This window comes from Oceanicola sp. 502str15 (genome assembly GCF_024105635.1).
GTDB lineage: Bacteria > Pseudomonadota > Alphaproteobacteria > Rhodobacterales > Rhodobacteraceae > Vannielia.
The window spans coordinates 2,513,301-2,537,210 of sequence record NZ_WYDQ01000001.1; the positions used below are offsets into that span (position 1 = coordinate 2,513,301).

The 23,910-nt window shown below is 68.9% G+C and carries 24 protein-coding genes; 9 read left to right on the forward strand and 15 right to left on the reverse strand.

What is annotated here, in order from left to right; genetic code table 11:
• Window positions 1–8: 8 nt before the first annotated feature.
• Together GTH22_RS12135 and GTH22_RS12140 are read left to right on the forward strand one after the other, a co-directional pair.
• Complete coding sequence (locus GTH22_RS12135) at window positions 9–473, forward strand: DUF3237 domain-containing protein (protein ID WP_252945489.1); 465 nt, start codon at window positions 9–11, stop codon at window positions 471–473.
• Entirely contained in the window at window positions 470–1,717 is a 1,248-nt protein-coding gene (locus tag GTH22_RS12140) for an AGE family epimerase/isomerase (RefSeq protein WP_252945490.1), read from the forward strand. Before GTH22_RS12135 ends, GTH22_RS12140 begins: the two co-directional genes overlap by 4 nt.
• A gap of 13 nt (window positions 1,718–1,730) precedes the next feature.
• Here the strand turns inward: GTH22_RS12140 and GTH22_RS12145 are convergent, their stop codons facing one another.
• The 8 genes from GTH22_RS12145 to phnG all read right to left on the reverse strand — a co-directional run bounded on the left by GTH22_RS12145 (window position 1,731) and on the right by phnG (window position 7,947).
• Complete coding sequence (locus GTH22_RS12145) at window positions 1,731–2,876, reverse strand: alpha-D-ribose 1-methylphosphonate 5-triphosphate diphosphatase (RefSeq protein WP_252945491.1); 1,146 nt, start codon at window positions 2,874–2,876, stop codon at window positions 1,731–1,733.
• The gene (phnN, locus tag GTH22_RS12150) at window positions 2,876–3,442 is read right to left on the reverse strand and encodes a phosphonate metabolism protein/1,5-bisphosphokinase (PRPP-forming) PhnN (protein WP_252945492.1); all 567 of its coding nucleotides are present in this window, start codon (window positions 3,440–3,442) and stop codon (window positions 2,876–2,878) included. The genes GTH22_RS12145 and phnN overlap by 1 nt, the downstream gene beginning before the upstream one ends.
• Window positions 3,439–4,122, reverse strand: coding sequence for a phosphonate C-P lyase system protein PhnL (gene phnL / locus GTH22_RS12155; RefSeq protein WP_252945493.1), 684 nt, complete (start codon window positions 4,120–4,122; stop codon window positions 3,439–3,441). Before phnL ends, phnN begins: the two co-directional genes overlap by 4 nt.
• Before the next feature lies 1 nt (window position 4,123).
• The gene (phnK, locus tag GTH22_RS12160; protein WP_252945494.1) at window positions 4,124–4,894 is read right to left on the reverse strand and encodes a phosphonate C-P lyase system protein PhnK; all 771 of its coding nucleotides are present in this window, start codon (window positions 4,892–4,894) and stop codon (window positions 4,124–4,126) included.
• Window positions 4,895–5,021: 127 nt separating this feature from the next.
• Window positions 5,022–5,858, reverse strand: a complete 837-nt coding sequence (locus GTH22_RS12165; protein ID WP_252945495.1) for an alpha-D-ribose 1-methylphosphonate 5-phosphate C-P-lyase PhnJ — start codon at window positions 5,856–5,858, stop codon at window positions 5,022–5,024.
• Entirely contained in the window at window positions 5,855–6,940 is a 1,086-nt protein-coding gene (locus GTH22_RS12170; protein ID WP_252945496.1) for a carbon-phosphorus lyase complex subunit PhnI, read from the reverse strand. The genes GTH22_RS12165 and GTH22_RS12170 overlap by 4 nt, the downstream gene beginning before the upstream one ends.
• A gap of 3 nt (window positions 6,941–6,943) precedes the next feature.
• Window positions 6,944–7,510, reverse strand: coding sequence for a phosphonate C-P lyase system protein PhnH (gene phnH, locus GTH22_RS12175; RefSeq protein WP_252945497.1), 567 nt, complete (start codon window positions 7,508–7,510; stop codon window positions 6,944–6,946).
• A complete protein-coding gene (gene phnG / locus GTH22_RS12180; RefSeq protein ID WP_252945498.1) occupies window positions 7,507–7,947 on the reverse strand; it encodes a phosphonate C-P lyase system protein PhnG in 441 nt (146 codons plus the stop codon). Before phnG ends, phnH begins: the two co-directional genes overlap by 4 nt.
• 103 nt (window positions 7,948–8,050) lie before the next feature.
• Here phnG and phnF point away from each other — a divergent pair, with 103 nt between their 5' ends.
• The gene (gene phnF / locus GTH22_RS12185) at window positions 8,051–8,767 is read left to right on the forward strand and encodes a phosphonate metabolism transcriptional regulator PhnF (protein ID WP_252945499.1); all 717 of its coding nucleotides are present in this window, start codon (window positions 8,051–8,053) and stop codon (window positions 8,765–8,767) included.
• Window positions 8,768–8,859: 92 nt separating this feature from the next.
• On the forward strand, window positions 8,860–10,044 hold the full coding sequence (locus tag GTH22_RS12190; protein ID WP_252945500.1) for an alpha-D-ribose 1-methylphosphonate 5-triphosphate diphosphatase: 1,185 nt from the start codon (window positions 8,860–8,862) through the stop codon (window positions 10,042–10,044).
• A gap of 40 nt (window positions 10,045–10,084) precedes the next feature.
• Here GTH22_RS12190 and GTH22_RS12195 read toward each other — a convergent pair whose 3' ends face one another.
• The 7 genes from GTH22_RS12195 to GTH22_RS12225 all read right to left on the reverse strand — a co-directional run bounded on the left by GTH22_RS12195 (window position 10,085) and on the right by GTH22_RS12225 (window position 20,025).
• Window positions 10,085–10,696 (reverse strand): chloramphenicol acetyltransferase, encoded by a 612-nt coding sequence (locus tag GTH22_RS12195; RefSeq protein ID WP_252945501.1) that lies wholly within the window; start codon window positions 10,694–10,696, stop codon window positions 10,085–10,087.
• Window positions 10,693–11,997, reverse strand: a complete 1,305-nt coding sequence (gene phnE, locus GTH22_RS12200; protein WP_252945502.1) for a phosphonate ABC transporter, permease protein PhnE — start codon at window positions 11,995–11,997, stop codon at window positions 10,693–10,695. Before phnE (GTH22_RS12200) ends, GTH22_RS12195 begins: the two co-directional genes overlap by 4 nt.
• Window positions 11,997–12,869 carry a phosphonate ABC transporter, permease protein PhnE gene (phnE, locus tag GTH22_RS12205; RefSeq protein ID WP_252945503.1) on the reverse strand — a complete coding sequence of 291 codons (873 nt, stop codon included), beginning with the start codon at window positions 12,867–12,869 and terminating at the stop codon, window positions 11,997–11,999. Before phnE (GTH22_RS12205) ends, phnE (GTH22_RS12200) begins: the two co-directional genes overlap by 1 nt.
• 68 nt (window positions 12,870–12,937) lie before the next feature.
• A complete protein-coding gene (gene phnD, locus GTH22_RS12210; protein WP_252945504.1) occupies window positions 12,938–13,843 on the reverse strand; it encodes a phosphonate ABC transporter substrate-binding protein in 906 nt (301 codons plus the stop codon).
• A 63-nt stretch (window positions 13,844–13,906) separates the two neighbouring features.
• Window positions 13,907–14,755, reverse strand: coding sequence for a phosphonate ABC transporter ATP-binding protein (phnC, locus tag GTH22_RS12215; protein ID WP_252945505.1), 849 nt, complete (start codon window positions 14,753–14,755; stop codon window positions 13,907–13,909).
• A gap of 1,126 nt (window positions 14,756–15,881) precedes the next feature.
• The gene (locus GTH22_RS22260; protein WP_252945506.1) at window positions 15,882–18,785 is read right to left on the reverse strand and encodes a methyl-accepting chemotaxis protein; all 2,904 of its coding nucleotides are present in this window, start codon (window positions 18,783–18,785) and stop codon (window positions 15,882–15,884) included.
• Window positions 18,786–18,864: 79 nt separating this feature from the next.
• Entirely contained in the window at window positions 18,865–20,025 is a 1,161-nt protein-coding gene (locus GTH22_RS12225) for an ABC transporter substrate-binding protein (protein WP_252945507.1), read from the reverse strand.
• Window positions 20,026–20,189: 164 nt separating this feature from the next.
• On the opposite strand from GTH22_RS12225, the gene GTH22_RS12230 reads away from it, so the two are divergent.
• From GTH22_RS12230 to GTH22_RS12250, 5 genes are all read left to right on the forward strand, one after another.
• Window positions 20,190–20,750, forward strand: a complete 561-nt coding sequence (locus tag GTH22_RS12230) for a hypothetical protein (protein ID WP_252945508.1) — start codon at window positions 20,190–20,192, stop codon at window positions 20,748–20,750.
• On the forward strand, window positions 20,747–21,229 hold the full coding sequence (locus GTH22_RS12235) for a hypothetical protein (protein WP_252945509.1): 483 nt from the start codon (window positions 20,747–20,749) through the stop codon (window positions 21,227–21,229). The genes GTH22_RS12230 and GTH22_RS12235 overlap by 4 nt, the downstream gene beginning before the upstream one ends.
• 105 nt (window positions 21,230–21,334) lie before the next feature.
• Entirely contained in the window at window positions 21,335–21,736 is a 402-nt protein-coding gene (locus GTH22_RS12240; protein WP_252945510.1) for a hypothetical protein, read from the forward strand.
• 75 nt (window positions 21,737–21,811) lie between these two features.
• A complete protein-coding gene (locus GTH22_RS12245; protein WP_252945511.1) occupies window positions 21,812–23,104 on the forward strand; it encodes a flavin-dependent oxidoreductase in 1,293 nt (430 codons plus the stop codon).
• A gap of 127 nt (window positions 23,105–23,231) precedes the next feature.
• Window positions 23,232–23,894: a GntR family transcriptional regulator gene (locus GTH22_RS12250; protein WP_252945512.1), complete on the forward strand. Its 663-nt coding sequence runs from the start codon at window positions 23,232–23,234 to the stop codon at window positions 23,892–23,894.
• The last annotated feature ends 16 nt before the right edge of the window (window positions 23,895–23,910 follow it).

The following is a 23,910-nucleotide window of genomic DNA, read 5'->3' on the forward strand; positions in this document are numbered from 1 at the left end:
AGACACCGATGTATTTCAACGCCCCGCCCCTCACCCACGCCTTCGACCTCACCGTCGAGCTCGACCCGATCATGGAGATGGGCCCGGGCCGCGCCGGGCAGCGGCGGATCATCCCCATCATCGGCGGCACCGTCACCGGCGACCGGATCAGCGGCGAGGTGCTCAACCTCGGCGCCGACTGGCAGACCATCTTCGAGGGCGGACTGGCCGAGCTCGATACCCGCTACGCCATGCGCACCCACGACGGCGCGGTGATCGAGATCATCAACTTCGGCCTGCGCCACGGCCCCCCCGAGGTGATGGCCCGCGTCGCGGCGGGCGAGGATGTCGACCCGCTCGACTACTACATGCGCACCCACTGCCGCCTCGAAACCGGCGATCCGCGCTACGCCTGGGTCAACAAGCAGCTCTTCGTCGGCATCGGCGGACGCCGCGCCACCCGCGTCGAAATCTCGGTCTACGAACTCTCATGATCCTCAGAAAATCCGCAAAGCCCGCCCCCGGCGACCCGGAGGCCCCCGGCTTCTGGCTTGACGACGAGGCCCACCGCAGCTGGCTCGCCGCCGATGCGGTCCGCCAGTTCGACTTCTTCCGCAAGGCCATGCGCCCCGAAGGCGGCTTCTTCTCCCTCGACTGGAAGGGCAAGCCCCGCCGCGACCCGCTGCAGGAGCTGCATTGCACCACGCGGATGATCCACAGCTACGCGCTGGCCGAACTCTGCGGCGCGGGCGGGGCCGAGATCGTCGGCCACGGGATGGAGTATCTCGCGCAGGGCCACCGCGACGGCGAGGGCTGGGCCTGGGGCGCCGAGGGCTCGGCCCCCACCGACCGGCGGCGCATGGGCTACGGCCACGTCTTCGTGCTCCTCGCCGCCTCCTCCGCCCATCTCATCGGCCACCCCGATGCGGCGCAGGTCATCAACGAAGTGACAGAGGTGCTCTGGGAGCATTTCTGGGAGGACGACCCCGGCCTGATCGGCGCCGACTTCGGCCCCGACTGGCAGCCCCTCGACGGTTACCGCGGCATGAACGCCAACATGCACGGGGTCGAGGCCCTGCTCGCCGCCTACGAGGCCACCGGCTGGGAGATCTACCTCAACCGCGCCGGCAACATCCTGTGGTTCTTCCTCGGCCAGATGGCCCCGCAATACGGCTGGCGCATCCCCGAGCACTACGACGCCGACTGGACCGTCGACATCGCCCACGACGGCGACCCGATGTTCCGCCCCGCCGGCACCACCCCCGGCCACAGCCTCGAGTTTGCCCGCCTGCTGCTGCAACACTGGGAGCTTGCCGGACGCCCCGAAAACGACGTGCCCGCCACCGCCCGCGCACTGGTCGAGCGGGCGCTGGCCGATGGCTGGGCCGAAGAGGGCGGGCTGCACTACACCGTCGGCTTCGACGGCGCGCCGCTGCTGACCGACCGCTACTGGTGGCCTGTGAGCGAGGGCATCGGGGCGCTCGCCTCGCTCATCAAGCTCGAGCGGCAGGAGGCCGACGAAGTCTGGTATCGCCGGCTCTGGACCTTCGCCTCCGATCACCACATCGACCACAAGAATGGCGGCTGGTATCCGGGGCTCGATGCCAAGGGCAAGCCGACCGAAAGCCAGTTCAAGGGCAAGCCCGACATCTACCACGCGCTTCAGGCCACGCTCTACCCGCTGGCCCCCGGCCTCTCGCGGCAGGGCACGTCGCTGCCGCTCATCACCGGGGGCTAGGCGCCCCGCCGGCTCAGGCCACCCGCCGCCCCTGGCTCCAGACCGCCCGCACCACGGGCGTGTCGCCCAGCATCGTCACCCGCACCATGTCGGCCTTCATCCCCGGCGCGATCCGGCCCCTGTCGGTAAGGCCGGTGGCCTTTGCAGGGGTGGCGGTCACGCAGGCGATGGCGCGGGGCAGGTCGTCCCACATCCGCGCGAGCCGGAAGGCAGAGGTGAGCAGCGCCGAGGGCACGTAGTCGGACGAGACGATATCGAGCAGGTCGGCCTCCGCCAGCGCCTGCGCCGCCACGTTGCCCGAATGCGAGCCGCCCCGGATCAGGTTGGGCGCGCCCATCATCACCGCGATCCCATGCGCCTTGCAGGCCCGTGCGGCCTCTTGCGTCGTCGGAAACTCGGCAAGCCGGATGCCATAGCCCGCCGAGGTCGCCACATGCGCCTCGGTGGTGTCGTCATGGCTGGCCAGCACCGCGCCGAACCGCCCCGCCGCCGCCACCGTCGCCGCCTCATGGGCCGCGCCATTGGCCTCGCGCAGCGCCTTGAGGTTGGCCACATGCTCCTGCCATTGCGCCTCGGTCAGGCTGCGTTTGCCCTGCACGTAGGCCTTCAGCTTGCTCATGTCGCGAAACTGCCGCTGCCCCGGCGTGTGATCCATCAGCGAGACAATCCCCACCCGGTCCTCGGGGCCGAACTGCGCCAGCTCGTCGGCCAGCGTCGCCGAGCAGACTTCGGCCCGCAGGTGCAGAAAATGGCTGATCTTCAGCGCATTCGCCGCCCGAAGCTGCATCAGCTCGCTGGCCAGCCCACGGGCATAGGCCTCGTAACCGCCGTGCTCGCTGGGCACCGAGCCAACGCGCATGGCGTCGAACACGGTGGTGATGCCCACGCTGGCCAGCTCGCCGTCATGGGCGAGGATCGCCGCGTCATGGGGCCAGTTCACACGCGGGCGAGGCTGGATATGGCGCTCGAGATTGTCGGTGTGCAGCTCGATCAATCCGGGGATCAGCAGATCGCCACCCATGTCCTCGCCACGCGCGGCGCCCGGCGACACATCGGCAATCTCCCTGCCCTGCATCCGCACGGCACCGGTCATCACCTCGCCATCCAGCACGATCCTTGCATTGCTCAGCACGGTTTCGGCGGGGGCCTGCATGTCCATCACGGGGTCGTCTCCTTGAGGTCGAGCGCGGCGAGGAGCTGGGCAACAGAGGCCTCCAACGCGCCGGAATTGTCGATTGTGGTCACGTCCAGCCCCTGTGGCAGGGGCAGGTCGGCGCGGGCCAGACGGCCCTCGATCTGGGCATTGCTCTCGCGGCCCCGCGCGGTGAGCCGCTCGCGCAGCACCTCCTCGCGGGCGGTGACATGCAGCACGCGCAGCCCCGGAAAGGCGGCCGCAGCCGCCTCCAGCATGGCCCGCGAGCCGTTGAACAGCACCACCTCGCCCCGCCCTGCCCGCTCGGTCGCCTCGCGCGGAATGCCATAGGAAAGGCCATGGGCCGACCAGCTCAGCGAAAACGCCCCATCGGCGCGAAGCTGGCGAAAGGTATCCTCGGTGACGGGCCGATGATCCTCGCCGGTGGCGGCCGCGCGGGTGACGACCCGGCGCACGAGGTGGATCTCCGGCCGCGCCGCCCGGGCCGCCTCCATCAGCGTGTCCTTCCCCGCGCCCGAAGGGCCGACAACGGCAAAGATGCGCCCTTCGGCAGAGGCGGAAAGCGGGCTCATGCCGCCCTCGCCGGGGTAAAGCCGGTCACATCCACCACCCGGTCACAGACCCGCGCCCGCGCCTCCTCGTCATGGAAGATGCCCACAATCGCCGCGCCGCGCGCCTTGGCCTCCTGGATGAGGGAAAGCACCACCTCGCGGTTGGTGGCATCGAGCGAGGCGGTGGGCTCGTCGAGCAGCAGCGCCGGGAAGGGGTGGGCAAAGCCGCGGGCAATGTTCACCCGCTGCTGCTCGCCCCCCGAAAAGGTGGTGGGCGAGAGGCCCCAGAGCGTGCGCGGAATGTTGAGCCGCGTCAGCAGCTCCTCGCCCCGTTGCAGGGCCTCATCGCGCGCAACGCCCAGCGCCAACAGCGGCTCGGCCACCACCTCGCGGGTCGGCACACGGGGCACGACCCGCAGGAACTGGCTGACATAGCCGAGCGTCTCGCGCCGCAGCGCAAGGATCTCACGCGGCTCGGCGCGGGCCACATCGGTTTGCCCGACGCGGATCGAACCCGAGGCGGCAAGGTAGTTGCCCCAGATCATCCGCATCAGCGTGCTCTTGCCCGCCCCGCTCGCGCCGGTGAGCGCCACGCAGTCGCCCGGCCCCACCGAAAGCGAGGCCCCGCGCATCACCTCGATTGTCGCGCCGCCCTGGTTGTGGAGGGTGAAGCTCTTGGAAACGTTCGAGATCTCGATCATGTCACACCTGCAGAACGGAGCTGACGAGCAGCTGGGTATAAGGATGCTGCGGATCGTCCAGCACCTGGTCGGTCAGCCCGGTCTCGACGACGCGGCCCGATTTCATCACCATCAGACGGTCGGCCAGAAGCCGCACCACTGCAAGGTCATGGGTGACGATGAGCGCAGAAAGGCCCATCTCGCGCACGAGACCGCGCAGCAGGTCGAGCAGGCGGGCCTGCACCGATACGTCAAGCCCGCCGGTCGGCTCGTCCATGAACACAAGGCGCGGGCCGGTGACGAGGTTGCGGGCGATCTGCAGGCGCTGCTGCATCCCGCCCGAAAAGGCGCGGGGGCGGTCATCAATCCGGTCTTCGGTGATCTCCACGCGGCCCAGCCAGTCGGTCGCGGTCTCGCGGATCTGCCCGTAATGCCGTGCGCCGACGGCCATCAGCCGCTCGCCCACGTTGCCGCCGGCGCTGACGCTCATCCGCAGCCCATCGCGCGGGTTTTGGTGGACGAAGGCCCAATCGGTGCGCGAGAGCATCCGCCGCTCGGGCTCGGACATGGTGACAGTGTCACGCGGGCCCTCGGCGCGGGTGTCGAAGGTAACGGAGCCGCTGTCGGGCGCGAGGTGGCCGGCGAGGCAGGAGAGCAGCGTGGACTTTCCGGAGCCGCTTTCGCCGACGATGCCCATGACCTCGCCGGGGTAGAGGTTGAAGGAGACATCGGTGCAGCCGATACGGGCGCCATAGGTCTTGCGGATGTCGCGGACGGCGAGAAGAGGGGTCATGATCCGGCGGTTCCTCTGGTGGCGCGGGTCGGAGTGGGGGGCCAGCCCCCGTCGCCACTGGGCTCGAACCAGTGGCGCCACAGTGGCGACCCCCCCGGAGATATTTGCAGCAAGAAAATGGAACAGGTCATGCCGCTGCCTCCTGCCGGGTGGCGCAATGGTCGGTGTCGGAGCAGACGTAGAGACGGCTGCCGGCATCGTCGGTGATGACCTCGTCGAGATAGGTGTCAGGCGCGTTGCAGAGGGCGCAGCTGTGGGGCGCCTTGCTGGCCTCGAAGGGGTGATCCTCGAAGTCGAGGCTGACCACCTGTGTGTAGGGCGGGATCGCGTAGATGCGCTGCTCGCGGCCGGCGCCGAACAGTTGCAGGGCGGCCATTTCGAGCTTGGGGTTGTCGAACTTGGGGATAGGGGAAGGGTCCATCACGTAGCGGCCCTCGACTTTCACCGGGTAGGCATAGGCGGTGGCGATCTCGCCGTGGCGGGCGATGTCTTCGTAGAGCTTCACGTGCATCAACCCGTAGTCTTCCAGCGCATGCATCCGCCGGGTTTCGGTTTCGCGCGGCTCCAGAAAGCGCAGCGGCTCGGGGATCGGCACTTGGTAGACGAGGATCTGCCCCTCGGTGAGCGGGGTTTCGGGGATGCGGTGCCGGGTCTGGATCACCGTTGCCTCGGCGGTGCGCTCGGTGGTGGCCACCCCCGCCGTGCGCTCGAAGAACTTGCGGATCGAGACGGCGTTTGTGGTGTCATCCGCGCCCTGGTCGATCACCTTGAAGCAGTCTTCCGGGGTCAGGCAGGCGGCGGAAACCTGCACCCCGCCGGTGCCCCAGCCGTAGGGCATGGGCATTTCGCGGCTGGCGAAGGGCACCTGGTAGCCCGGGATCGCCACGCCCTTGAGGATCGCGCGGCGGATCATCCGCTTGGTCTCTTCGTCGAGGTAGGCGAAGTTGTAGGCGTGGTCGGTCATTCTGCCGCCTCCCTGTGCTCGGCCATGGCCTCGGCCCGAAGCCTGCGCACAAGCTCCAGCTCGGACTGGAAATCGACGTAATGGGGCAGCTTGATGTGCTCCAGAAAGCCGGTGGCCTGGATGTTGTCGGAATGGGCGATGACGAACTCCTCGTCCTGCGCCGGGGCGCCGAGGTTGTCTTCGCCCAGCTCCTCCCAGCGCAGCGCCCGGTCGACCAGTGCCATCGAGATTGCCTTGCGCTCGGTCTGGCCGAAGACCAGCCCGTAGCCGCGGGTGAACTGGGGCGGCTCGGTCTTGCTTCCTGTAAACTGGTTTACGGTTTCGCATTCTGTCAGGGTGACCTCGCCGATCTCTACCGCGAAGCCCAGCTCGGGGATCTCCATCTCCACCGGCACCGCGCCGATGCGCAGCTCGCCCACGAACGGATGATTGCGCCCGTAGCCGCGCTGGGTGGAATAGGCCATCGACAGCACGAAGCCCTCGTCGCCCCGGGTCAGCGCCTGAAGCCGAAGCGGGCGGGTGGCGGGAAATTCCAGCGGCGCGCGGGTGAGGTCGGGCGGGCTCTCGTCGCTCGCGGCCTCCTGCTGGATCAGCCCGTCGCGGCCCAGCATCTCGGTGATGCGCGGCATCGGGGCCCCGCTGGCCGTGCCCTCCCGTGCTACCGGCGGCTCGCCCTCGGCGGCCAGCGCAAAGTCGATCAGGCGGTGGGTGTAATCGAAGGTCGGCCCCAGCACCTGCCCGCCCGGCGCATCCTTGAAGGTGGCCGAGATGCGCCGGTCGCAGGCCATCTCGCCGGTCTCCACCGGCTCGGCAGAGCCGAAGCGCGGGAGGGTGGTGCGATAGGCGCGGATCAGGAAGATCGCCTCGATCAGGTCGCCCCGCGCCTGCTTGATCGCCAGCGCCGCAAGGTCGGGGTCGTAAAGCGAGCCCTCGGCCATCACCCGGTTGACCGCAAGCGCCATCTGCTCGCGGATCTGCGCAAGGCTCAGCTCGGGCACGGTCACATCGCCGCGCCGCTCCTCGGCCAACCATTCATGCGCCGCGTCGATCGCCTGCTCGCCGCCCTTTACCGCAACATACATGGCCTAGCCCTTTACCCTTGTGCTGCGCGGCACCCCGGCCAGCCGGTCGCCCGCGCAGAAGATGAAATCATGCCCAAGCGGAAACAGCGCCCGGTTGGCACGGTGGGCCTCGGGCGCGGGCAGGTTCAGCTGCGCCTCGGTCTGGATGCCGGGGCCGGTGAGCCTTGCGCCCTCATGGGCAAGGCGCTCGACCTCCACGATCAGCGTGGTGGAGCGGTCGGGGTATTCCGGCGTTCCGATCGGATAGGCCGAAAGCGGGGCGAGCGCCGCCCAGCCGCCAAGGGCAAAGACCGCTTCGCCGCGCGGCACCACCGGGGCGGCGCAGTGGAAGGCGAGCCATTGGCGCAGGGCAGGGCTGTCGATGTCCTCGGCGAGAAAGATCGGGGTGGTGCCATCGACCAGCGTCAGCAGCACGACCGAGGCCGCAACCGAAAGGCCCGGGGCCTGCGCCCCCTCCACCCGCTCGATCCGGCCGGGGCGCGCCATGGCTTCCAGCACCGCGCGAAACGCCCGCGAGGCCTGCTCCGGCGCATTGGCAAATCCGCCCTCGAGGGCTGCTTCCGGGCTCATGCGTCCTCTCCCCTGACAAGCGTGAAGAACTCCACCTTCGTGGCCGCGGCCCGGGCGGCGCGGGCCTGCCGCGCCTGCTTCCGGGCCGCGTCCAGCGGGCCCAGGACCAGGCGCCTGACATCGCCCGCCCGCCCCGTCTGCATCAGAGCATCCATCAGGGCGGCGCGCTCGGCATGGGCCTTGTCGCGGCCCTGCACATAGGCATGGCCGACCTCGCCGCTCTCCAGCTTCAGGGCGCAGCGGGTCACGGTGATTTCGCCGAGGTTGAAGGGGGCGCCGGTGCCGCCCATCCTGCCCGGCACCATGACGCCACCCACCTCGGGGCGGCGCAGCCAGGTGAAGCCGGGCAGCGCGCCCAGCGCGGCCACTCCCGCCTCCAGCGCCGCCGGTCCTGCCACCGCGAGGGTGGCCATCCATGTCTTGCGATCTTCGTTCATGAGACAACTTGCCGATTTGTCTAGTGATCTATACAACTAGACAAATCATGGCCCGAGTCGCCCGCCGCGTCCAGTGCCGTTTCATGAAGTTTCGGTAACAGGAATGGCCCGCACACCCGTCTGGAAGTCCATCGCCGCCACGCTCGAGGGCGAAATCGCCCAGGGCCTCTACCGCACCGGCGACAAGCTGCCGACCGAGGCCGCGCTCTCGGCCCGCTTCGGGGTCAACCGGCACACGGTGCGCCATGCGCTCGGCGCGCTGGCCGAGGCGGGGGTGGTGCGGGCCCGGCGCGGCGCCGGGGTCTTCGTGGAGGCCCCGCCCACCGAGTATCCCATCGGCCGCCGCGTGCGCTTCCACCAGAACATCCGCGCCTCCGGCCGCCTGCCCGAAAAGCGCGTGCTCAGGGTCGAAACCCGCCCGCCAACCAAGGCCGAGGCCGATGCGCTCGGGCTTGCGCCCGACGCGCAGGTGGTGGTCTACGAGGGGCTGTCGCTCTCCTCCGGCGCGCCCATCGCCCACTTCACCTCCACCTTCCCCGCCGCCCGCTTCCCCGGCCTCGCCGCCCGGCTTGCCGAGACCGCCTCCGTCACCGAGGCGCTGCGGCTCGAAGGGCTGGCCGATTACATCCGCGCCGAAACCCGGCTCACCGCCGAGCGCGCCAGCCCCACGCAGGCGCTCCACCTCGGGCTGCGCGAGGGCGATCCGCTGCTCAAGACCACCGGCCTCAACCGCGACCTCTCGGGCCGCCCGGTGGAGCATGGCGAAACATGGTTCGCCGGCGACAGGGTGGTGCTGACCGTCGCCCATGATGAGCACTGATCCGCCAGCCTCCCGGAATCGTTAACCTTTTCGTCACGTAACCGATACAATCCGGGCGCAGACTGCCGGCAAAAGCGAGAGCAGGCACCGCCATGGCACATCCCCTCCCTCCCCTCCGTCTCACCGGTGGCCAGGTTCTGACCGGCCCCGCGCTGGAGGAGCGCGCCCTCACCCTTGCCGACGGCATCCTCACCGATGGCAACGCCCCCGAGGTCGACCTCTCGGGCTACCTCGTGCTGCCCGGCATCATCGACCTGCACGGCGACGGCTTCGAGCACCAGATCGCGCCCCGCGCCTCCGCCCAGCTTCCGCTCGGCCCGGCCCTGCTGGCGGCTGACCGCGAGGCCGCGGCCAACGGCGTCACCACGCTCTGGCTGGCGCAGGGCTGGGGCTGGGAAGGCGGCCGCCGCAGCCCCGAGTTCGCCGAAGAGCTGATGGCCGCGCTGGCCCAGGCCCGCCCCTCGCTGCTCACCGACATGCGCGTGCAACTGCGCTGCGAAACCCACATGCCCGACAGCGCCGAGCGGATGCTGGCGGCGATCCGCTGCTGGGGCGTCGACTACGTGGTGTTCAACAATCACCTCCCCGAGGCCGAGCACCGGCTGGCCGAGCAGCCCCAGGCCCTCGCCTCATGGGCCGAAAAGCGCGGCCAGACGGTCGAGGCCTTCACCGCCCGCATCCAGGCCGCCCGCAGCACCGCCCCCCGCGTGCCGCGCCATCTCTGCACCCTCGCCGGGGCCTTCGACGAGATCGGCGTCCGCTACGGCTCCCACGACGACCCCGATGGCGAAACCCGCGAGCGGATGCACATCCTCGGCGCCACGATCTGCGAGTTTCCCACCCGCGAGGCCGCCGCCAAGGTGGCCCGCGCCAACGGCGACCCGGTGCTGATGGGGGCCCCCAACGTGGTGCGCGGCGGCTCGCAATCGGGCGGGGTCTCGGCGCTCTCGCTCGTCACCCGTGGCCTCTGCGACGCGCTGGTGAGCGACTACCACCTGCCCTGCCTGCCCGCCGCCGCCTGGGCGCTGGCCGACATGAAGGCCCTGCCCTTCGCCACCGCATGGGAGCTGATCTCGACCCGCCCGGCGGCGATCATGGGGCTGCACGACCGCGGCCACCTGTCGCCCGGCAAACGGGCCGACCTCGTGGTGATGCATCCGCAGACCCGCCAGATCGAGGCGACCATCGCCGGCGGCCAGCTGGCCCATCTCTCGGGCGCCCTCGCCCTGCGCGTCCTCGCCCGCCCCGAGGCCGCACGCGCACTGGCCGCCGAATAGCCTGGGCCGGGCGCAGCCGGAGTAAGACGGGTTGCAGACCCTAGGCGTATTTCTCCAGAAACGCCTCCGCCTCCAGGGCGCGAAAATCCTCCAGCGCCGCCCGGATCGCCGCATGGCTCCAATCCCACCACGCCAGCGCGATGAGCCGCTCGGCCACCGCCTCGGGCTGGCGCCGCCGCAGCACCCGCGCCGGGTTGCCCGCCACGATCACATAGGGCGCCACATCGCGGGTCACGATCGCCCCGGCCGCCACCACCGCGCCATGCCCCACCGTGACCTCCGGCTTGATCATCGCGCCATGGCCGATCCAGGTGTCATGCCCCACCACGGCCCGCCGCGCCCGCCGCTTCGCAAACCACGCGGCATCGCGCTCTGCATCCTCCCAGAGATCATCGGAGCGATACATGAAGTGGTGCAGCGAGGCGCGATCCAGCGGGTGATCCGTCGCCCCGATCCGCACGAAACTGGCGATATTGGCAAACTTGCCCACGCTGGCATTGGCAATGTCGCAGTAACGGTCGCAATAGGCGTAGTCGCCAAACTCCGACCACGCCACCCGGCTGCCCCGCTTCACCTCGCAGTAGCGACCAAAGCTGGACCCTTCGATATCGCACTCCGGCTCGATCGCCGGCTCGAACTCGCGCAGCATCATTCGCCCCGGATCAGCCGCCGCCGGAGCCAGCCCGAGAGGCTGTCCATCACCATGACCATCAGCACCACCAGCACGATGTAATAGGTCACTTCTTCCCAGTCCTTCTGGGTGATCATCGCCTGTGTCAGCAGCAGGCCGATGCCGCCGCCGGTGATCGCGCCGATGATCGTGGCGCTGCGGGTGTTGGATTCCAGGTAGTAGAGCACCTGACTCAGCAGCACCGGCGCCACCTGCGGGATCACGCCAAAGCGGTAGCGATGCAGCCGCGCCGCGCCGGTGCTGGCCACCCCCTCGATCTGCTTTTTGTCCACGTTCTCCAGCGCCTCGGAGAACATCTTGCCAAAGCTCCCGGTGTCGGTGAGCAGAATGGCGAGCGAGCCGGTCAGCGGCCCCGGCCCGAAGGCGCGGCTCAGAACAATCGTCCAGATCAGCCCGTCCACCCCGCGCAAAAAGTCGAACACCCGGCGAAAGGCAAAGCGCAGCGACTGAAGCGGCGCAAAGTTCTTCGCCGCCAGAAAGGCAATCGGCAGAGAGATCAGCGCCGCCCCGAAGGTGCCCAGAAAGGCCATGAGCACGGTCTCGAAAATCGCCCAGGCCACCGCCGAATGCATCCACATCGGGTTCTGCCAAAAGTCATGCCAGGCCCCTGCAACATTGCCCCGCGCCGGGTCGATCTGCGCGCCGAACAGGATGCTGCCCAGCCCGTGCCCGTGATAGGGGCTGTCGAGCGTGAAGAAAAACAGCTCCCAGCCGCCGAAATACCGGAAGGTCTCGCTGCGCGACCGGGTGAAGGTCAGCCGCGCGCCCGGCAGCGTCACCTGAAGTCGCGAGTTCGAAACCGACACGTAGTCGGGATAGGGCTCGCTGAGGTTCGTCACCACCCGCCGCCCGTCCAGCCGCGCCTCAATGGTGCGCTCGCCCGGAATGACCAGCTCAACCGCATTGCCGGGCAGGAAGGTCGCCACCCGGCCCCGGCCAAGGTCGATCACCGTGGTCTCGCCCGTGCCGCTCACCCAATCGGGCCGCTCGCCCTCGGGATAGGCCCCCTTGCGCTCGCCCTCCACCGCATAGCTCAGCTCGCCATTGCGGTTGTCGCGGGCCACGTGGGTCTTGTAACTCCACGTGTCGCGCAACAGGATCTGCGCATTCTCCGGGCGGGCCCGCTCGAGCAGGCCCGGCACGTCGAAGGCAAAAAAGATGTAGACGAAATACAGCAGCACCAGCCCCGGCAGGGCGAAGGCCAGCAGCTTCTTGCGCGAGATGATCCGCTCGGCTTCGGTGTATCGTGCAGCGAGGTCCATCAATGCGCTCCCGGTCCGGCCAGCTTGTGGCGGGCATAGCTCGAAAGCTGGTCGAACAGGACGATGGTGAGGAACAGCAGGATGAAGATCGCCGCCGCCTCGTCAAACTTGCCCTGCCCCCAGCTCATCGCGTTCTTCAGCTCGTAGCCGATGCCCCCCGCCCCGACGAAGCCGAGGATGGCGCTGGCGCGAATGTTGATTTCAAACCGCAGCAGCGCGTAGCTCAGCCAGTTCGGCGCCACCTGCGGGATCACCCCCAGCCACATCCGCTGGGTCCACGTGGCCCCCACCGAAGACAGCCCCTCCACCGGCTTCAGGTCGGCATTCTCCGCCACCTCCGAAAACAGCTTGCCCAGCGCCCCGGCGGTGTGAAACGCGATGGCGATCATCGCCGGCACCGGCCCGCCGCCGAGCACGAAGATCAGCATCAGCGCAATCACGATCTCGGGCACCGCCCGCATGATGTCCATGGCGCGGCGAAACAGCGGAATGGCGCGGGGCCAGCGGGCAAGGCCACGGGTGGCGAGGAGCGAAAACACCATTGCCGCAACCGCGCCCAGCAGGGTCGATACGGCGGCAATGTTGATGGTCTCGATCAGCGCCGGAAAGTAGCGGGCGATGTGCTCGGGCAGCAGGTGCAGCCGCGGGATCGTGTCGGCCACCACATCGGCGGGAAAGTCGAAGATCTGGGGCAGCCCGTTCCAGAACCCGCCCGCATTGCGCTCATCGGCGAGCATGAAGCCCGACACGAGCAGCAGCACGAATATCGCCAGCGTGATCCCGCCATAAAGGCGGCGCTTCTGCACCAGCGCGAGGTAATGCGCGCGGGTGGCCTCCAGCCCCTGCGGGCCATGCTGCGAGATATCTGCCATGGAGCTGCCTTGAAAAAAGAGGTGGCCCCGCCCTTTCGTGGGGCGGGGCCTTTTTGCGGCGAGGCCGCTTAGTTGCTCTTCGCCTGACGGGCGGCGACGATGCTCTCGTAGGCTTCGTGGGTGATCGGGTCGAAGCCCAGGCTCTCACCGGCAGAGATGTTGTAGGTGCACTCGGCGTCGGCCTCGTACATGCCGTCGACCAGCGCGGTCATCTTCACCTTCACCTCTTCGGGCAGCGCGGTGCGCAGCACAATCGGGCCTTCCGGGATCGGCTTGGAGCGCCAGATCTCGACCAGATCGTTCATGTCGACGAGGCCCGCATCAACCGCCTTGCGCAGCGCGCCGGAGTTGTAGCCGTCTTCCCACTCGCCCTGACCGTCGGCCCAGGTCACACCGGCGTCGACGTCGCCGTTGTTCACCGCAACGATGGTCTGCTCGTGGCCGCCGGTAAAGGTGACATCGGCAAAATAGGCGCCGGGCTCCATGGTGATGCCCTCACCGGCAGTGGGGATCTCGACCGAAGGGATCAGGTAGCCCGAGGTGGAGTTGGGATCGCCGAAACCGAAGGTCTTGCCCTGCATGTCGGCCAGCGAGGTGATGCCGCTGTCCTTGCGGGCAAAACCGATCGAGTGGTAGCCATAGGAGCCGTCGAGGTTGATCTTCACCAGCACCGGGGTCACCGCCTCGGGGTCTTGCAGGTAAACACCGGCATAGGCCGAGGCGCCGAGCCAGGCCATGTCGAGCGTGCCGCCGAGCAGGCCCTGCATCACGCCGTTGTAGTCGGCCGGGGCGAAGAGCTTCACCGGAACGCCGAGCGCCTCTTCGGTGTAGTTCTTCAGGCATTCATGGTTGTTCATCCGGTCCTGGGCGTTTTCGCCGCCGAGGATGCCGATGTTGAACTCGCTGATGTCCTGCGCGGCGGCGGCGCCTGCGAGGGCGGTGGTCGCCAGGGCGGCGGCAATAAGGTGTTTCATCTCTGTCTCTCTCTTTCCGGTTTGGTCTGGATGCCCCATGCGTGTGCAGGGCGGGTTGGAAACTCAGGCGCCGAGCGGCGGGTGCTCCATTTCGTCGGCGCGGGGGTGGGCGGTGCGGTCAGGCGCGGCGGCGTCAACGCTCTCGATCTCGGTCGAGGTGGCCGCTTCGCTGAAGCTCTGGTCAGCGCCGTAGATCTCGCGGGCCATGTCGGTGGTGAGCTGCTCGGGCAGCCCGTCGAACACGATGCGCCCGTCGCGCATGCCAATCACCCGGTCGCAATAGCGCCGCGCGGTGTCGAGCGTGTGCAGGTTGGCAATGACGGTGCGCCCGTCTTCCTCGTGGATGCGGCGCAGCGATTGCATGACGACCTGGGCATTCATCGGGTCGAGCGAGGCAATCGGCTCGTCGGCCAAAATGATCTTCGGGTCCTGCATCAGCGCCCGGGCAATCGCCACGCGCTGCTGCTGCCCGCCGCTGAGCGCCTCGGCCCGCTTGGGCGCCTGCTCGGCAATGCCGAGCCGGTCGAGGATGTCGATGGCGCGGTGGATGTCCGCGGCGGGGTAGAGGTTGAAGAAGGTCGCAAAGCTGGAGCGGCGCCCGAGCGTGCCGTGCAGCACGTTCGACACCACGTCCATCCGCGGCACCAGGTTGAATTGCTGAAAGATCATCGCGCAGTCGGCCTGCCACGCCCGCCGGCCCGCCCCACTCAGCGACAGCACATCGCGGCCCTCGTAACGGACCGCCCCCTCCGAGGCATCGGTCAGCCGGTTGAGCATCCGCAGCAGCGTCGATTTCCCGGCACCGGAGCGCCCGATGATCCCGATCATCATCGGCTTGTCGACGCTGAAGCTCGCAGCGCTTACGGCCGTATTTGCGCCAAAGCGCTTGGTCAGCTTGTCGATGACGAGCATGCAGTCCCCCGGTTCAGTCCGGGGCAGGTAGCAGGGAAGGCGCAAAGCCCGTGTGACACTCCCGTAAAGCTTTCATGACACCACGCAGCCAGGACGACATGGCAGCACGTGCCCCGCCATCGGTCAGGCACTGCGCTACAGCACGGTCGGGACCAACGATGGCCCACGACCGGATGCGCACACGAAACAGGGAGGTCGAAGCGGGCAGCCCGATGGTGCCGTTCCGCTTCGCCTCCGCGCTCCCTGCGGAACCGCCCTCCATATGAGCCGCGCCTTCCGGCGCGGCGTTCCCGCCTGCAGAGCGTGCTGTGCCTTCGGCTAGGCAATGCGCTTCAGTACCGTCTGTACCGCCGCTGCCACACGACCGGGCGCGCCACCCGACGGAGAGGTCGAAACTCCAAGCCCGGTTGCGCCCTTCGGCGAGGCATCCCGCCATGTGGCGCTGCCTGCGGCAGCGCTCCTCTCTGCGGCCACGCCTTGCGGCGCGGCGATCTCGTCGGCACCACGTGCCGCGCCATCGGCTGTTCACTACGCTTCAGTAAGGTCTGTACCGTTGCTGGCTCATGGCCGGATGCGCCCACCAACGAAGAGCTAGAACCGCCCTGCACGGTGAAGCCTCTACGCGCCGCCTGTGGCGCCGTAGCGCTGCCTGTGTCACCGCTCCCTTCGTGGGCCGCGCCTTGCGGCGCGGCGTTCCCGTCTGCAGAACGTGCCGTGCCTTCGGCAAGGCACTGCGCTTCAGTACGGACTGTACCGTTGCTGCCTCACGACCGGGCGCGCCGCCCGACAGAGAGGTCGAAGCGGGCAGCACGGTGGCACCCTTCGGCGACGCCTCCCGCCCCGTGGCGCTGCCTGCGGCAGCGCTCCTCTCGGCGGCCACGCCTTGCGACGCGGCGATCTCGTCGGCACCACGTGCCGCTACCGGCTAGGCACTCCGCTTCAGTAAGGTCTGTACCGTTTCTGGCTCATGGCCGGATGCGCCCGCCAACGAGGAGGTCGACGCGGGCAGCCCGCTGGCACCCTTCGGCAATGCCTCCCGCCCCGTGGCGCTGCCTGCGGCAGCGCCACCCTCGGTGGCCACGCCTTGCGGCGCGGCACCCTCGTCGGCAGCACGTGCCGCTATCGGCTAGGCACTGCGCTTCAGAACAGTCTGTGCCGCTGCTGCCTCACGACCGGGTGCGCCCCTCGATGAAGAGCTCGAACCGCTCAGCACGGTGGTGCCGCTTCGCGACCCCTTCGGCGCCTTGGCGCTGCCTGCGGCAGCGCTCCCTACGGGGGCCGCGCCTTCAGGCGCGGCGCTCTCGTGGGTGCGGAACCGGGCGGAAAGATCAAACAGGGTGCGGGCCTCTTCGGTCAGCAGCTGGCTGGAGGCCGCGGATTGCTCGAACATCGCGGCATTGTCCTGGGTCGCCCGGTCGAGCTGGGCCACCGCATGGCTGATTTCGCGCACGCCGGAGGATTGCTCGTTGGCGGCCCCGGCGATCGCCGTGATCTGGCCCGAAACCTCGCTGACCAGGTCGAGGATCCCGTCGAGCGCATCGCCGGCCTCGCCCACCTGAGAGACACCGCGGGTGATCCTGTCGCGGGTCGCATTGATGAGCCCGTTGATCTCCTTGGCCGCATCGGACGACCGATGGGCCAGCGAGCGCACCTCCATGGCCACGACCGCAAAGCCGCGGCCCTGCTCGCCGGCCCGTGCCGCCTCGACCCCGGCGTTCAGCGCCAGCAGGTTGGTCTGAAAGGCAATGTCGTCGATCAGGTCGACGATCTTGGAGATGGCGGCAGAAGAGGCCTCGACCTCCGTCATCGTCGCCACCGCGCCGCGCACCGTGCTCTGGCTCGACTCTGCATTGTCGCGGGTGACCTGCATGATGCGATCCGCCTCGCGGGCCCGGTCGGCGGTGGCACCGGCGCTTTCGCTCAACTCGGTCACGGCGGCGCTGGTCTGTTCGAGGGTTGCGGCGCTGCTTTCGGTGCGGCGGGCAAGGTCCTTCGCCGCCGCAGAAATATCCTGCGAAGTGGTCTTCACCGTGTCGGCACTGGCCGAGAGGGCGGTGATGAGCTGCTCCAGCGTAAGCACGGCGGCGTTGAAATTCCGGCGCAGGCTCTCGTAGGTTCCCGCAAATTCGGTGTCGATGCTCACAGTCAGATCGCCGGCAGCAAGCTGATCGAGCGCCGTGGCCAGGCGTTCCACCACCAGCTCCTGCTCGTCCGCCCGCGCCTTGCGCTCTTCCTCTGCGGCGGCCCGGATGCGTTCGCGCTCCTCGGCCTCGGCGGCCTCGCGCTGGCGGGTCTCCTCTTCGCGCTTGCGCTCCGCGGCTTCGGCCTCCGCCGCCCTTGCACGCTCGCGGGCCTCCGCCTCTCTTTCCTTTTCGCGCGCCTGCGCCTCGCGCTCCGCCTCGGCCTCCTGCATCTTCTGCCGTTCGATCATCCCGTCCCGGAACACCTTCAGGGCGCCCGCCATCCGGCCGATCTCCCCCCCGGTGCGGTCAAATCCCTCCACCGGCGCCAAGTCACCGCGCGACAGCCGCTCGGTCGCCTGGGTCACGCGCGCCATGGGGCGCAGGATCAGCGCCCAGGTCAGGATCGGTGCGGCCAGCAGGAGAATCAGGCTCGCAATCGCAATGATCTTGAACTCCGCGCGCGCTACATCGGCCTGCGACAGGATCTCCTCGCTGCTCGCCACCACCTCGGTCATCGCCAGCTGGGCATTGCCGCGTGCCGCCTCGACGATCTGCGCGATCGCGGCCCCCGACACATTCGACCGTCTGAAGGCCGCATTGCGGGCCTCGAGCATCTGACGGCGGGCGTCGACGACGCCGCCTTCCGCGGCAACGATCTGGTGCATTTCGTCCATCACCGCCACGAGGCTCTCGGGCAGCTCGTGCCCTGCAAGCAAGCCGTCGAGGTGGTTCAGCGCATCGTCGACAGAGGCCTGCGCCCCGGCCGCGGTGCCAACATCCTGCGCCGCCGCCCCGAGCAGAGCCTTGGCGAGCACCGCCTTCACCGAGATGCCGATCTCGCTCGAAGTGCGCATCTTGCTCACCTGCTCGTCCAGCAGGGTCCGGATCGCCGCCTCGTTTCCGCTGGCGGCCTCTTGCGCCCGCTCCGTCAGCGCGGCATTCATCGCCTCGATCGCGCCGTTCACCGCCGTTGCGCTCGCCTGCCGCTGCGACAGCACCTCCTGCCGGAGATCGGCGCGTTGGTAGTCATTCTGCTCCTGCCGTGCCCGGAAGAACTCGGCGCTCGCGGCGATCTCGCCCATCAGCACGGCAGGCACCGCGCCCTCGGGCAGTTCGGACAGGGCGGTGTCGAGCTGGGCGAGGCTCTCTGCCGCCAGGTCGCCGAGGATCACCTCCATGAACATGTCCGGCTCATCCGCCAGCACCAGGGTCAAGCCGCTGAGAAGGTTGATCTCCGCCCGCGCGCGCATCAGCGCCAGCATCTGGCTGAACTCCTCCTTCACCAGCGCCCCAAGCGTGGCCTTCACCGTTTCCACGGTATCCTCGCCGCCGATCTGAAGCTCGAAATAGGCATCATCGCCGAGCCCCACCATCGCGCCATTCGCCTCGTCCGAAAGCGTCACGAAGGCCTCCACCATCTCGCGCACCCGGTCCTGCTCGGAGAACCGCTCTTCCAGCGCCCGGACCATCGCCGCATTGGCGATGTCGAGTTCGGCCAGGAGCGGGTCGATCTCTTCGCGGGCGCCCGGGGCAAGGCGGCGGGTGGCGGCCTTGAGCGCGGTCACACCGTCCTGCAGCTCGGTGCCGGCGGTCTTGAGCGCCCCGGCGTCCCCGGCGAGCAGCACCCCGTTCAGCGCGCCCTGCACCGCGCCGGTCTGCGCCGTCACCTCCATGCTCGCCTCGATCCCCGGCAGGTTCTCGTCGATGAAGGCCTGCAGCGCGCCCGACAGGGCGCCGAACACGAACATCCCGATCGCCACAGCCGCCAGGACCATGGCACCGAGGGCCATGAAGATGAGGCCGAACTTGGTGGCGATGCCGCCGAAGAAAGATCTGATACGGGTCACGTTGCGTCTCCGCGCCTTGAAACTCTGCAATCGTCCCGGCGCGGCACCGAGGCCGGCCGGGACGGGTAAATCATGCCGGTCAGGAACCGCCACCGCTCACCACCGTCTCGAAGCCGCCACCGGCGGTGATCCGGGTGAGAAACACGGCATCCAAGCCTTGGTTGTCGCCCGGCCCGTAGCTGAAGCCGAGGCCCCCGAGGTCGAAGCTGCCAAGCCCGGCCAGCGCCGCCAGAAAGCTCTCGCGGGTCACATCCTTGCCGGCAGCCTCCAGGGCGCGCAGCGCGACGCGGCCGGTCAGATAGCCCTCGAGGGTCACGAACCCGGGGTGCGCATCGGGGCTCATCGCCAGCATTGCGGCCTGATACTCGGCCACCACCGGCAGCGAGGCATCCCAGGGGAAGGGCACCACCTGGCTGATGATCACCCCTTCGCCCGCCTCGCCCAGCTCCCCGGCCAGCGCCTCGGAGCCGACAAAGGAGATGTTCACGAAGGTCGGCTCGAACTTCAGCTTCTTCGACAGCCGGATGAACTCTGCAATCGGCTTGTACGCCCCCACCATCACCACGGCATCGGGCTTGGCCTTGCGGATCTCGATCAGCGCAGACTTCACGGCCACGGTGTTGCGGGTGTAGCTGCCCGAGGCGGCAAGGCTCATGCCGCGCCGGTCGAGCGCCGCCGTCACCCCCTCGAGGCCGACCCGGCCGAAGCCGTCATCCTGATAGAGAATTGCGATGTTCTGCATCCCGAGCTCATCGACCAGATGGGCGATCCAGGCCTCGGTTTCCGCCCCATAGGTGGCGCGCACGTTGACCACATTCGTCAGCTCCGGCGCCCGCAGAAAGCCCGCCCCGGTGAAGGGGCCGACATAGGGCATGTTGGCCGCCGTCGCCTCGGGCTGGGTGGCAAGGGCGGTGGGGGTGCCGACCGGGCCGATGAAGCCGATATGCCCGCCCCCTTCGATCACATGCAGCACATGGGCCACCGAGCGATCGGGCTCATACCCGTCATCAAGGCTCTCCAGCCGCACCATGCGACCATGCACGCCACCGGCGCGGTTGGCCTCCTCGAAGGCCGCGAGAATGCCGCTTCGCATCCCCTGCCCGAGCGCCGCAGCCGGGCCCTCCATGGCCGCCACCTGGGCGAAATGAACTGCATCCGGCTCCACCCCGTCGGCAGCCATCAGCGGGCTGCTCATCATCAGGGCGGCAAGGGGGGCGGCGAATTTACGCAGGGCTCTCATCCTGGTCTCCATGTCACGAGAAAATCCCGGTTCGCCTAGCATCCCGAGCCTTAAGGAAAGGTTCACTCCGGCCCCGAAAATTGCAGCGCAATTGCCCGGATCTTCCCGCCACCCGGCCCCGCAGGGCTTGCAGCCGGGCGCGTCAGGGCCGACAAGACAGGGCAATGCCAGCCGCACCAGAAACCCCGCCCGATCAGCCCCACCAGGTCCGCCGCAAGATCATCGACGGCGGCTTTCTCGTGCTGCTCGCCGTCACCCTGCTCGCCGCCGGGCTGGTCGCGGCACGGTTCGGTGCCGGTCACGCGCTGGCCACCGCCCTCGGGGCGCTCGGCTTTCTGGCGCTGTTGCTGCCCAAGGTCGGCGCCGGGCTCTTCGTGGCGGCGGCAATTCCGCTGCTGCTCCCGCGCGAGAGGGTCTCGGCCCTGATCGGGCAGGAGAGCGGCTGGCGCGGGCTGGTGCTGGCCTCTGCCGCCGGGGCGCTGCTGCCGGGCGGGCCGGGCATGACCTTTCCGCTCGCCGCCGCGCTGCTCGTGGCCGGGGCCGACCTTGGCGCAACGCTCGCACTCATCACCGGCTGGTCGCTGCTCTCGCTCAACCGCACCCTGATCTGGGAGCTGTCGTTTCTCGACTGGCACCTCGTCGCGCTGCGGGTCGCCCTCTGCCTGCCGGTGCCGCTGGCGGTGGGGCTGGTGGCGCGGGCGCTGGTGGGGAGGCAACGGGCATGAACATCCTCATCGGCACCGTGCTGCTCTATGCCCTCGCCGCCTTCACATGGGCCAAGCTGGCCACCCCCGCCCGGCGCCGCGCCGCGTTGGCCGACACCGCCCGGCTCGCCGCCTTCTCCCTGCCCCGGCTCTTCGTGGCGATGATCGGCGCGGCCCTGCTGGCCGAGCTGATGCCCGCCGACCGGATCGAGGCGCTCTTCGGCACCGACGCCGGGCTGCGCGCCCTGCTGCTCGCCACGCTCCTCGGCCCGATCACCCCGGGCGGCGCCTTCGTCAGCTTCGCCCTCGCGGCCGCCGCGCTGAAGGCCGGGGCCACCCCGGCGGCGGCAATCACCTATGTCACCTCCTGGAGCCTGTTCTCCCTGACCAAGATCCTCGCCTACGAGATCCCCTTCATGGGCACCCGCACCATGGCGCTCCGCCTCGCCATCTCGCTCCCGATCCCGCTGGTGGTGGGCAGCCTGAGCCTGCTCTTCTGAGCGCCAACGGCGGGCTGCCGCCAGCCACGGGCTTGTGACCGACGCCCCGTAGCCGCACCGCTCTGCGCCGGAGTATAAGCACCCCGACCCAACCCCGGAGCCCCCATGCCCACGCGCCGCCTCACCCCCTGCATCGCCGCCGCCCTGACCGCGCTCCTTGCGCTGACAGGCTGCGATTCCACCGGCAACAAGGGGATCTCGGAGGAAACCGAGGAAAGCGTGCAATCCAAGCTGACCGAAGGGGTCACCACCCAGGCCGAGGTCCGGCAGATGTTCGGCGCGCCGGGCAACGTGACCTTCAGCGCCGGCGGGCATGACATCTGGTCCTACGACTACTCCGAGATGAAGCAGAGCGCGCTCAACTACATCCCCTACATCAACCAGCTCGGCAGCTCGGCCAAGGGCACCCGCAAGCAGCTAGTGATCCTGTTCAACGCCCGCAAGGTCGTGCGCCGCTACACGCTGATGGAATCGGAGATGGTCGAGCGCAGCGGCCTCTTCCCCTGATCCGCAAACCCCGCCGCGCTTGATCCCCGCCCCCACCCTGCTAGAACCTCCCGACCCCGGGAGGAGACGGCACCTATGACACAGCCCCACGTTCTCATCGCAGGCGGCGGCATCGGCGGCCTTGCCATGGCGCTGACGCTGCACCAGATCGGCGTGCCCTGCACCGTGTTCGAAAGCTCCCGCGAGCTGAAGCCGCTGGGGGTGGGGATCAACCTGCAACCCAACGCGGTGCGCGAACTCTTCGATCTCGGCATCGGCCCCGAGGCGCTCGACACCATCGGCCTTCCGGCCCGCGAATGGGCGCTGGTCGGGCTGAACGGCAACGATGTCTACGCCGAACCCCGCGGCCTCGATGCCGGCTACAACTGGCCGCAATACGCGGTGCACAGGGGCGAGCTGCACATGCTGCTGGCCCGCACCTTCACCGAGCGCGCCGGGGCCGATGCGCTGCGGCTCGGCTGCCGCGTCACCGGCTACAGCAAGAGCGGCGCGGGCGTCACCGCCCATATCGAGCACACCGACAACACCACCTCCGAAACAACCGGCACCCTGCTCATCGGGGCCGACGGCATCCACTCTGCGATCCGCGCCCAGATGCACCCCGAGCAGCCGCCGATCCACTGGGGCGGCGCGCTGATGTGGCGCGGCACCACGCTGGCGCGGCCCATCCGCACCGGCTCCTCCTTCATCGGGCTCGGGACCCATCGCCAGCGCATGGTGATTTACCCGATCTCCCACCCTGACCCCGAGACAGGGCTGGCCCTGATCAACTGGATCGCCGAAGTCACCTTCGACGAGGCCGAAGCCCGCAAGTCCGGCTGGTTCCGCCCCGCGCCGATCTCCGACTTCATCCACATGTTCGAAGACTGGCGCTACGACTGGCTCGACGTGCCCGCGCTGATCTCGGGCGCGGGCGAGGCCTTCGAAAACCCGATGATCGACCGCGACCCGGTGCGAACATGGGCCGACGGGCCGGTGGTGCTGATGGGAGACGCCGCCCATGCGATGTATCCCACCGGCTCCAACGGCGCCTCGCAGGCGGTGGTCGATGCCCGCGAGATCGGCGCGGCGATGCTGGAGCACGGTGTCACCCCCGCGGCGCTGGCCGCCTTCGACAACAAGCTCTGCGGCCCGATTTCCGAGGTGATCCTGCGCAACCGCGGGGCCGGACCCTTCGGCCTGCTGAACATGGTGAACGACCGCTGCGGCGGCGAGTTCGACGACATCGACGCGGTGATCCCGCCCGCCGAACGGGCCGAGTTCATGGCCCGCTACCAGTCGGCGGCAGGCTTTGCACGCGATGCACTCAACGCCGCCGCCCCCACCATCGCGCCCGGTGCCCGGGTCGCGGCACCCAGCCCGGCCTGAGCGGCGGAGGGGCGGCTGTGGCCCGCCCGACAACATCGACAATCCCCGGTTTTCCGACGATAGCCGCCTCTGTCGTTGATCGCCCCCGCGCCGCCTGCTAGCCTCACGGAAAATCACAGGCCGCCCCATGAACATCGCCCAGGAAACCCTGTCAGATCGCGCCCACGCCATGTTGCGCGGCGATATCGTCTCAGGCCGCCTCCCGCCCGAAACCCGCCTGCGCATCGCCCAGCTCTCCGAAACCTACGGCATCGGCGCCAGCCCGCTGCGCGAGGCGCTCTCCAAGCTCACCGCCGAATTTCTGGTGATCTTCGAGGCCCAGCGCGGCTTTTCCGTCGCGCCGGTCTCCGCCGAGGAGCTGCGCGACATCTCCCGCGTGCGCTGCGACCTCGAGAGCGAGGCGCTCCAGCGCGCCATCGCCGCCGGCGACGACAGCTGGGAGGCCGGCATCGTCGCCGCCTTCTACGCCTTGGGCAAAGCCGACAGCCGCCGCCGCGAAAACCCCTCGGACGGGGCCTCCGACTGGGAAGACAAGAACCGCGCCTTCCACGAGGCCCTCGTCGCCGCCTGCGAAAGCCCGTGGCTCAAGCGCCTGCGCGGGCTGATCTACTACCAGCACGAACGCTACCGCCGCATCTCGCTGACCCACCCCGACCCGGCGCGCGACCTTCAGGCCGAGCATCAGGCCATCATGGACGCCACCCTCGCCCGCGACACGCCAACAGCCATCCGCCTGTCGAACGCGCATATCGACAGAACCACCCAGGCCGTCCTCAAGGTCATCGCGTAGGGCGGGACTTGTCCCG

What these genes read in the sequence shown, in the direction of transcription:
- GTH22_RS12135 (WP_252945489.1), top strand. Translation starts at nt 9, where the DNA reads ATGTATTTCAACGCCCCGCCCCTCACCCACGCCTTCGACCTCACCGTC.
- GTH22_RS12140 (WP_252945490.1), top strand. Translation starts at nt 470, where the DNA reads ATGATCCTCAGAAAATCCGCAAAGCCCGCCCCCGGCGACCCGGAGGCC.
- GTH22_RS12145 (WP_252945491.1), bottom strand. Translation starts at nt 2,876, where the DNA reads ATGGACATGCAGGCCCCCGCCGAAACCGTGCTGAGCAATGCAAGGATC.
- phnN (WP_252945492.1), bottom strand. Translation starts at nt 3,442, where the DNA reads ATGAGCCCGCTTTCCGCCTCTGCCGAAGGGCGCATCTTTGCCGTTGTC.
- phnL (WP_252945493.1), bottom strand. Translation starts at nt 4,122, where the DNA reads ATGATCGAGATCTCGAACGTTTCCAAGAGCTTCACCCTCCACAACCAG.
- phnK (WP_252945494.1), bottom strand. Translation starts at nt 4,894, where the DNA reads ATGACCCCTCTTCTCGCCGTCCGCGACATCCGCAAGACCTATGGCGCC.
- GTH22_RS12165 (WP_252945495.1), bottom strand. Translation starts at nt 5,858, where the DNA reads ATGACCGACCACGCCTACAACTTCGCCTACCTCGACGAAGAGACCAAG.
- GTH22_RS12170 (WP_252945496.1), bottom strand. Translation starts at nt 6,940, where the DNA reads ATGTATGTTGCGGTAAAGGGCGGCGAGCAGGCGATCGACGCGGCGCAT.
- phnH (WP_252945497.1), bottom strand. Translation starts at nt 7,510, where the DNA reads ATGAGCCCGGAAGCAGCCCTCGAGGGCGGATTTGCCAATGCGCCGGAG.
- phnG (WP_252945498.1), bottom strand. Translation starts at nt 7,947, where the DNA reads ATGAACGAAGATCGCAAGACATGGATGGCCACCCTCGCGGTGGCAGGA.
- phnF (WP_252945499.1), top strand. Translation starts at nt 8,051, where the DNA reads ATGGCCCGCACACCCGTCTGGAAGTCCATCGCCGCCACGCTCGAGGGC.
- GTH22_RS12190 (WP_252945500.1), top strand. Translation starts at nt 8,860, where the DNA reads ATGGCACATCCCCTCCCTCCCCTCCGTCTCACCGGTGGCCAGGTTCTG.
- GTH22_RS12195 (WP_252945501.1), bottom strand. Translation starts at nt 10,696, where the DNA reads ATGATGCTGCGCGAGTTCGAGCCGGCGATCGAGCCGGAGTGCGATATC.
- phnE (WP_252945502.1), bottom strand. Translation starts at nt 11,997, where the DNA reads ATGGACCTCGCTGCACGATACACCGAAGCCGAGCGGATCATCTCGCGC.
- phnE (WP_252945503.1), bottom strand. Translation starts at nt 12,869, where the DNA reads ATGGCAGATATCTCGCAGCATGGCCCGCAGGGGCTGGAGGCCACCCGC.
- phnD (WP_252945504.1), bottom strand. Translation starts at nt 13,843, where the DNA reads ATGAAACACCTTATTGCCGCCGCCCTGGCGACCACCGCCCTCGCAGGC.
- phnC (WP_252945505.1), bottom strand. Translation starts at nt 14,755, where the DNA reads ATGCTCGTCATCGACAAGCTGACCAAGCGCTTTGGCGCAAATACGGCC.
- GTH22_RS12225 (WP_252945507.1), bottom strand. Translation starts at nt 20,025, where the DNA reads ATGAGAGCCCTGCGTAAATTCGCCGCCCCCCTTGCCGCCCTGATGATG.
- GTH22_RS12230 (WP_252945508.1), top strand. Translation starts at nt 20,190, where the DNA reads ATGCCAGCCGCACCAGAAACCCCGCCCGATCAGCCCCACCAGGTCCGC.
- GTH22_RS12235 (WP_252945509.1), top strand. Translation starts at nt 20,747, where the DNA reads ATGAACATCCTCATCGGCACCGTGCTGCTCTATGCCCTCGCCGCCTTC.
- GTH22_RS12240 (WP_252945510.1), top strand. Translation starts at nt 21,335, where the DNA reads ATGCCCACGCGCCGCCTCACCCCCTGCATCGCCGCCGCCCTGACCGCG.
- GTH22_RS12245 (WP_252945511.1), top strand. Translation starts at nt 21,812, where the DNA reads ATGACACAGCCCCACGTTCTCATCGCAGGCGGCGGCATCGGCGGCCTT.
- GTH22_RS12250 (WP_252945512.1), top strand. Translation starts at nt 23,232, where the DNA reads ATGAACATCGCCCAGGAAACCCTGTCAGATCGCGCCCACGCCATGTTG.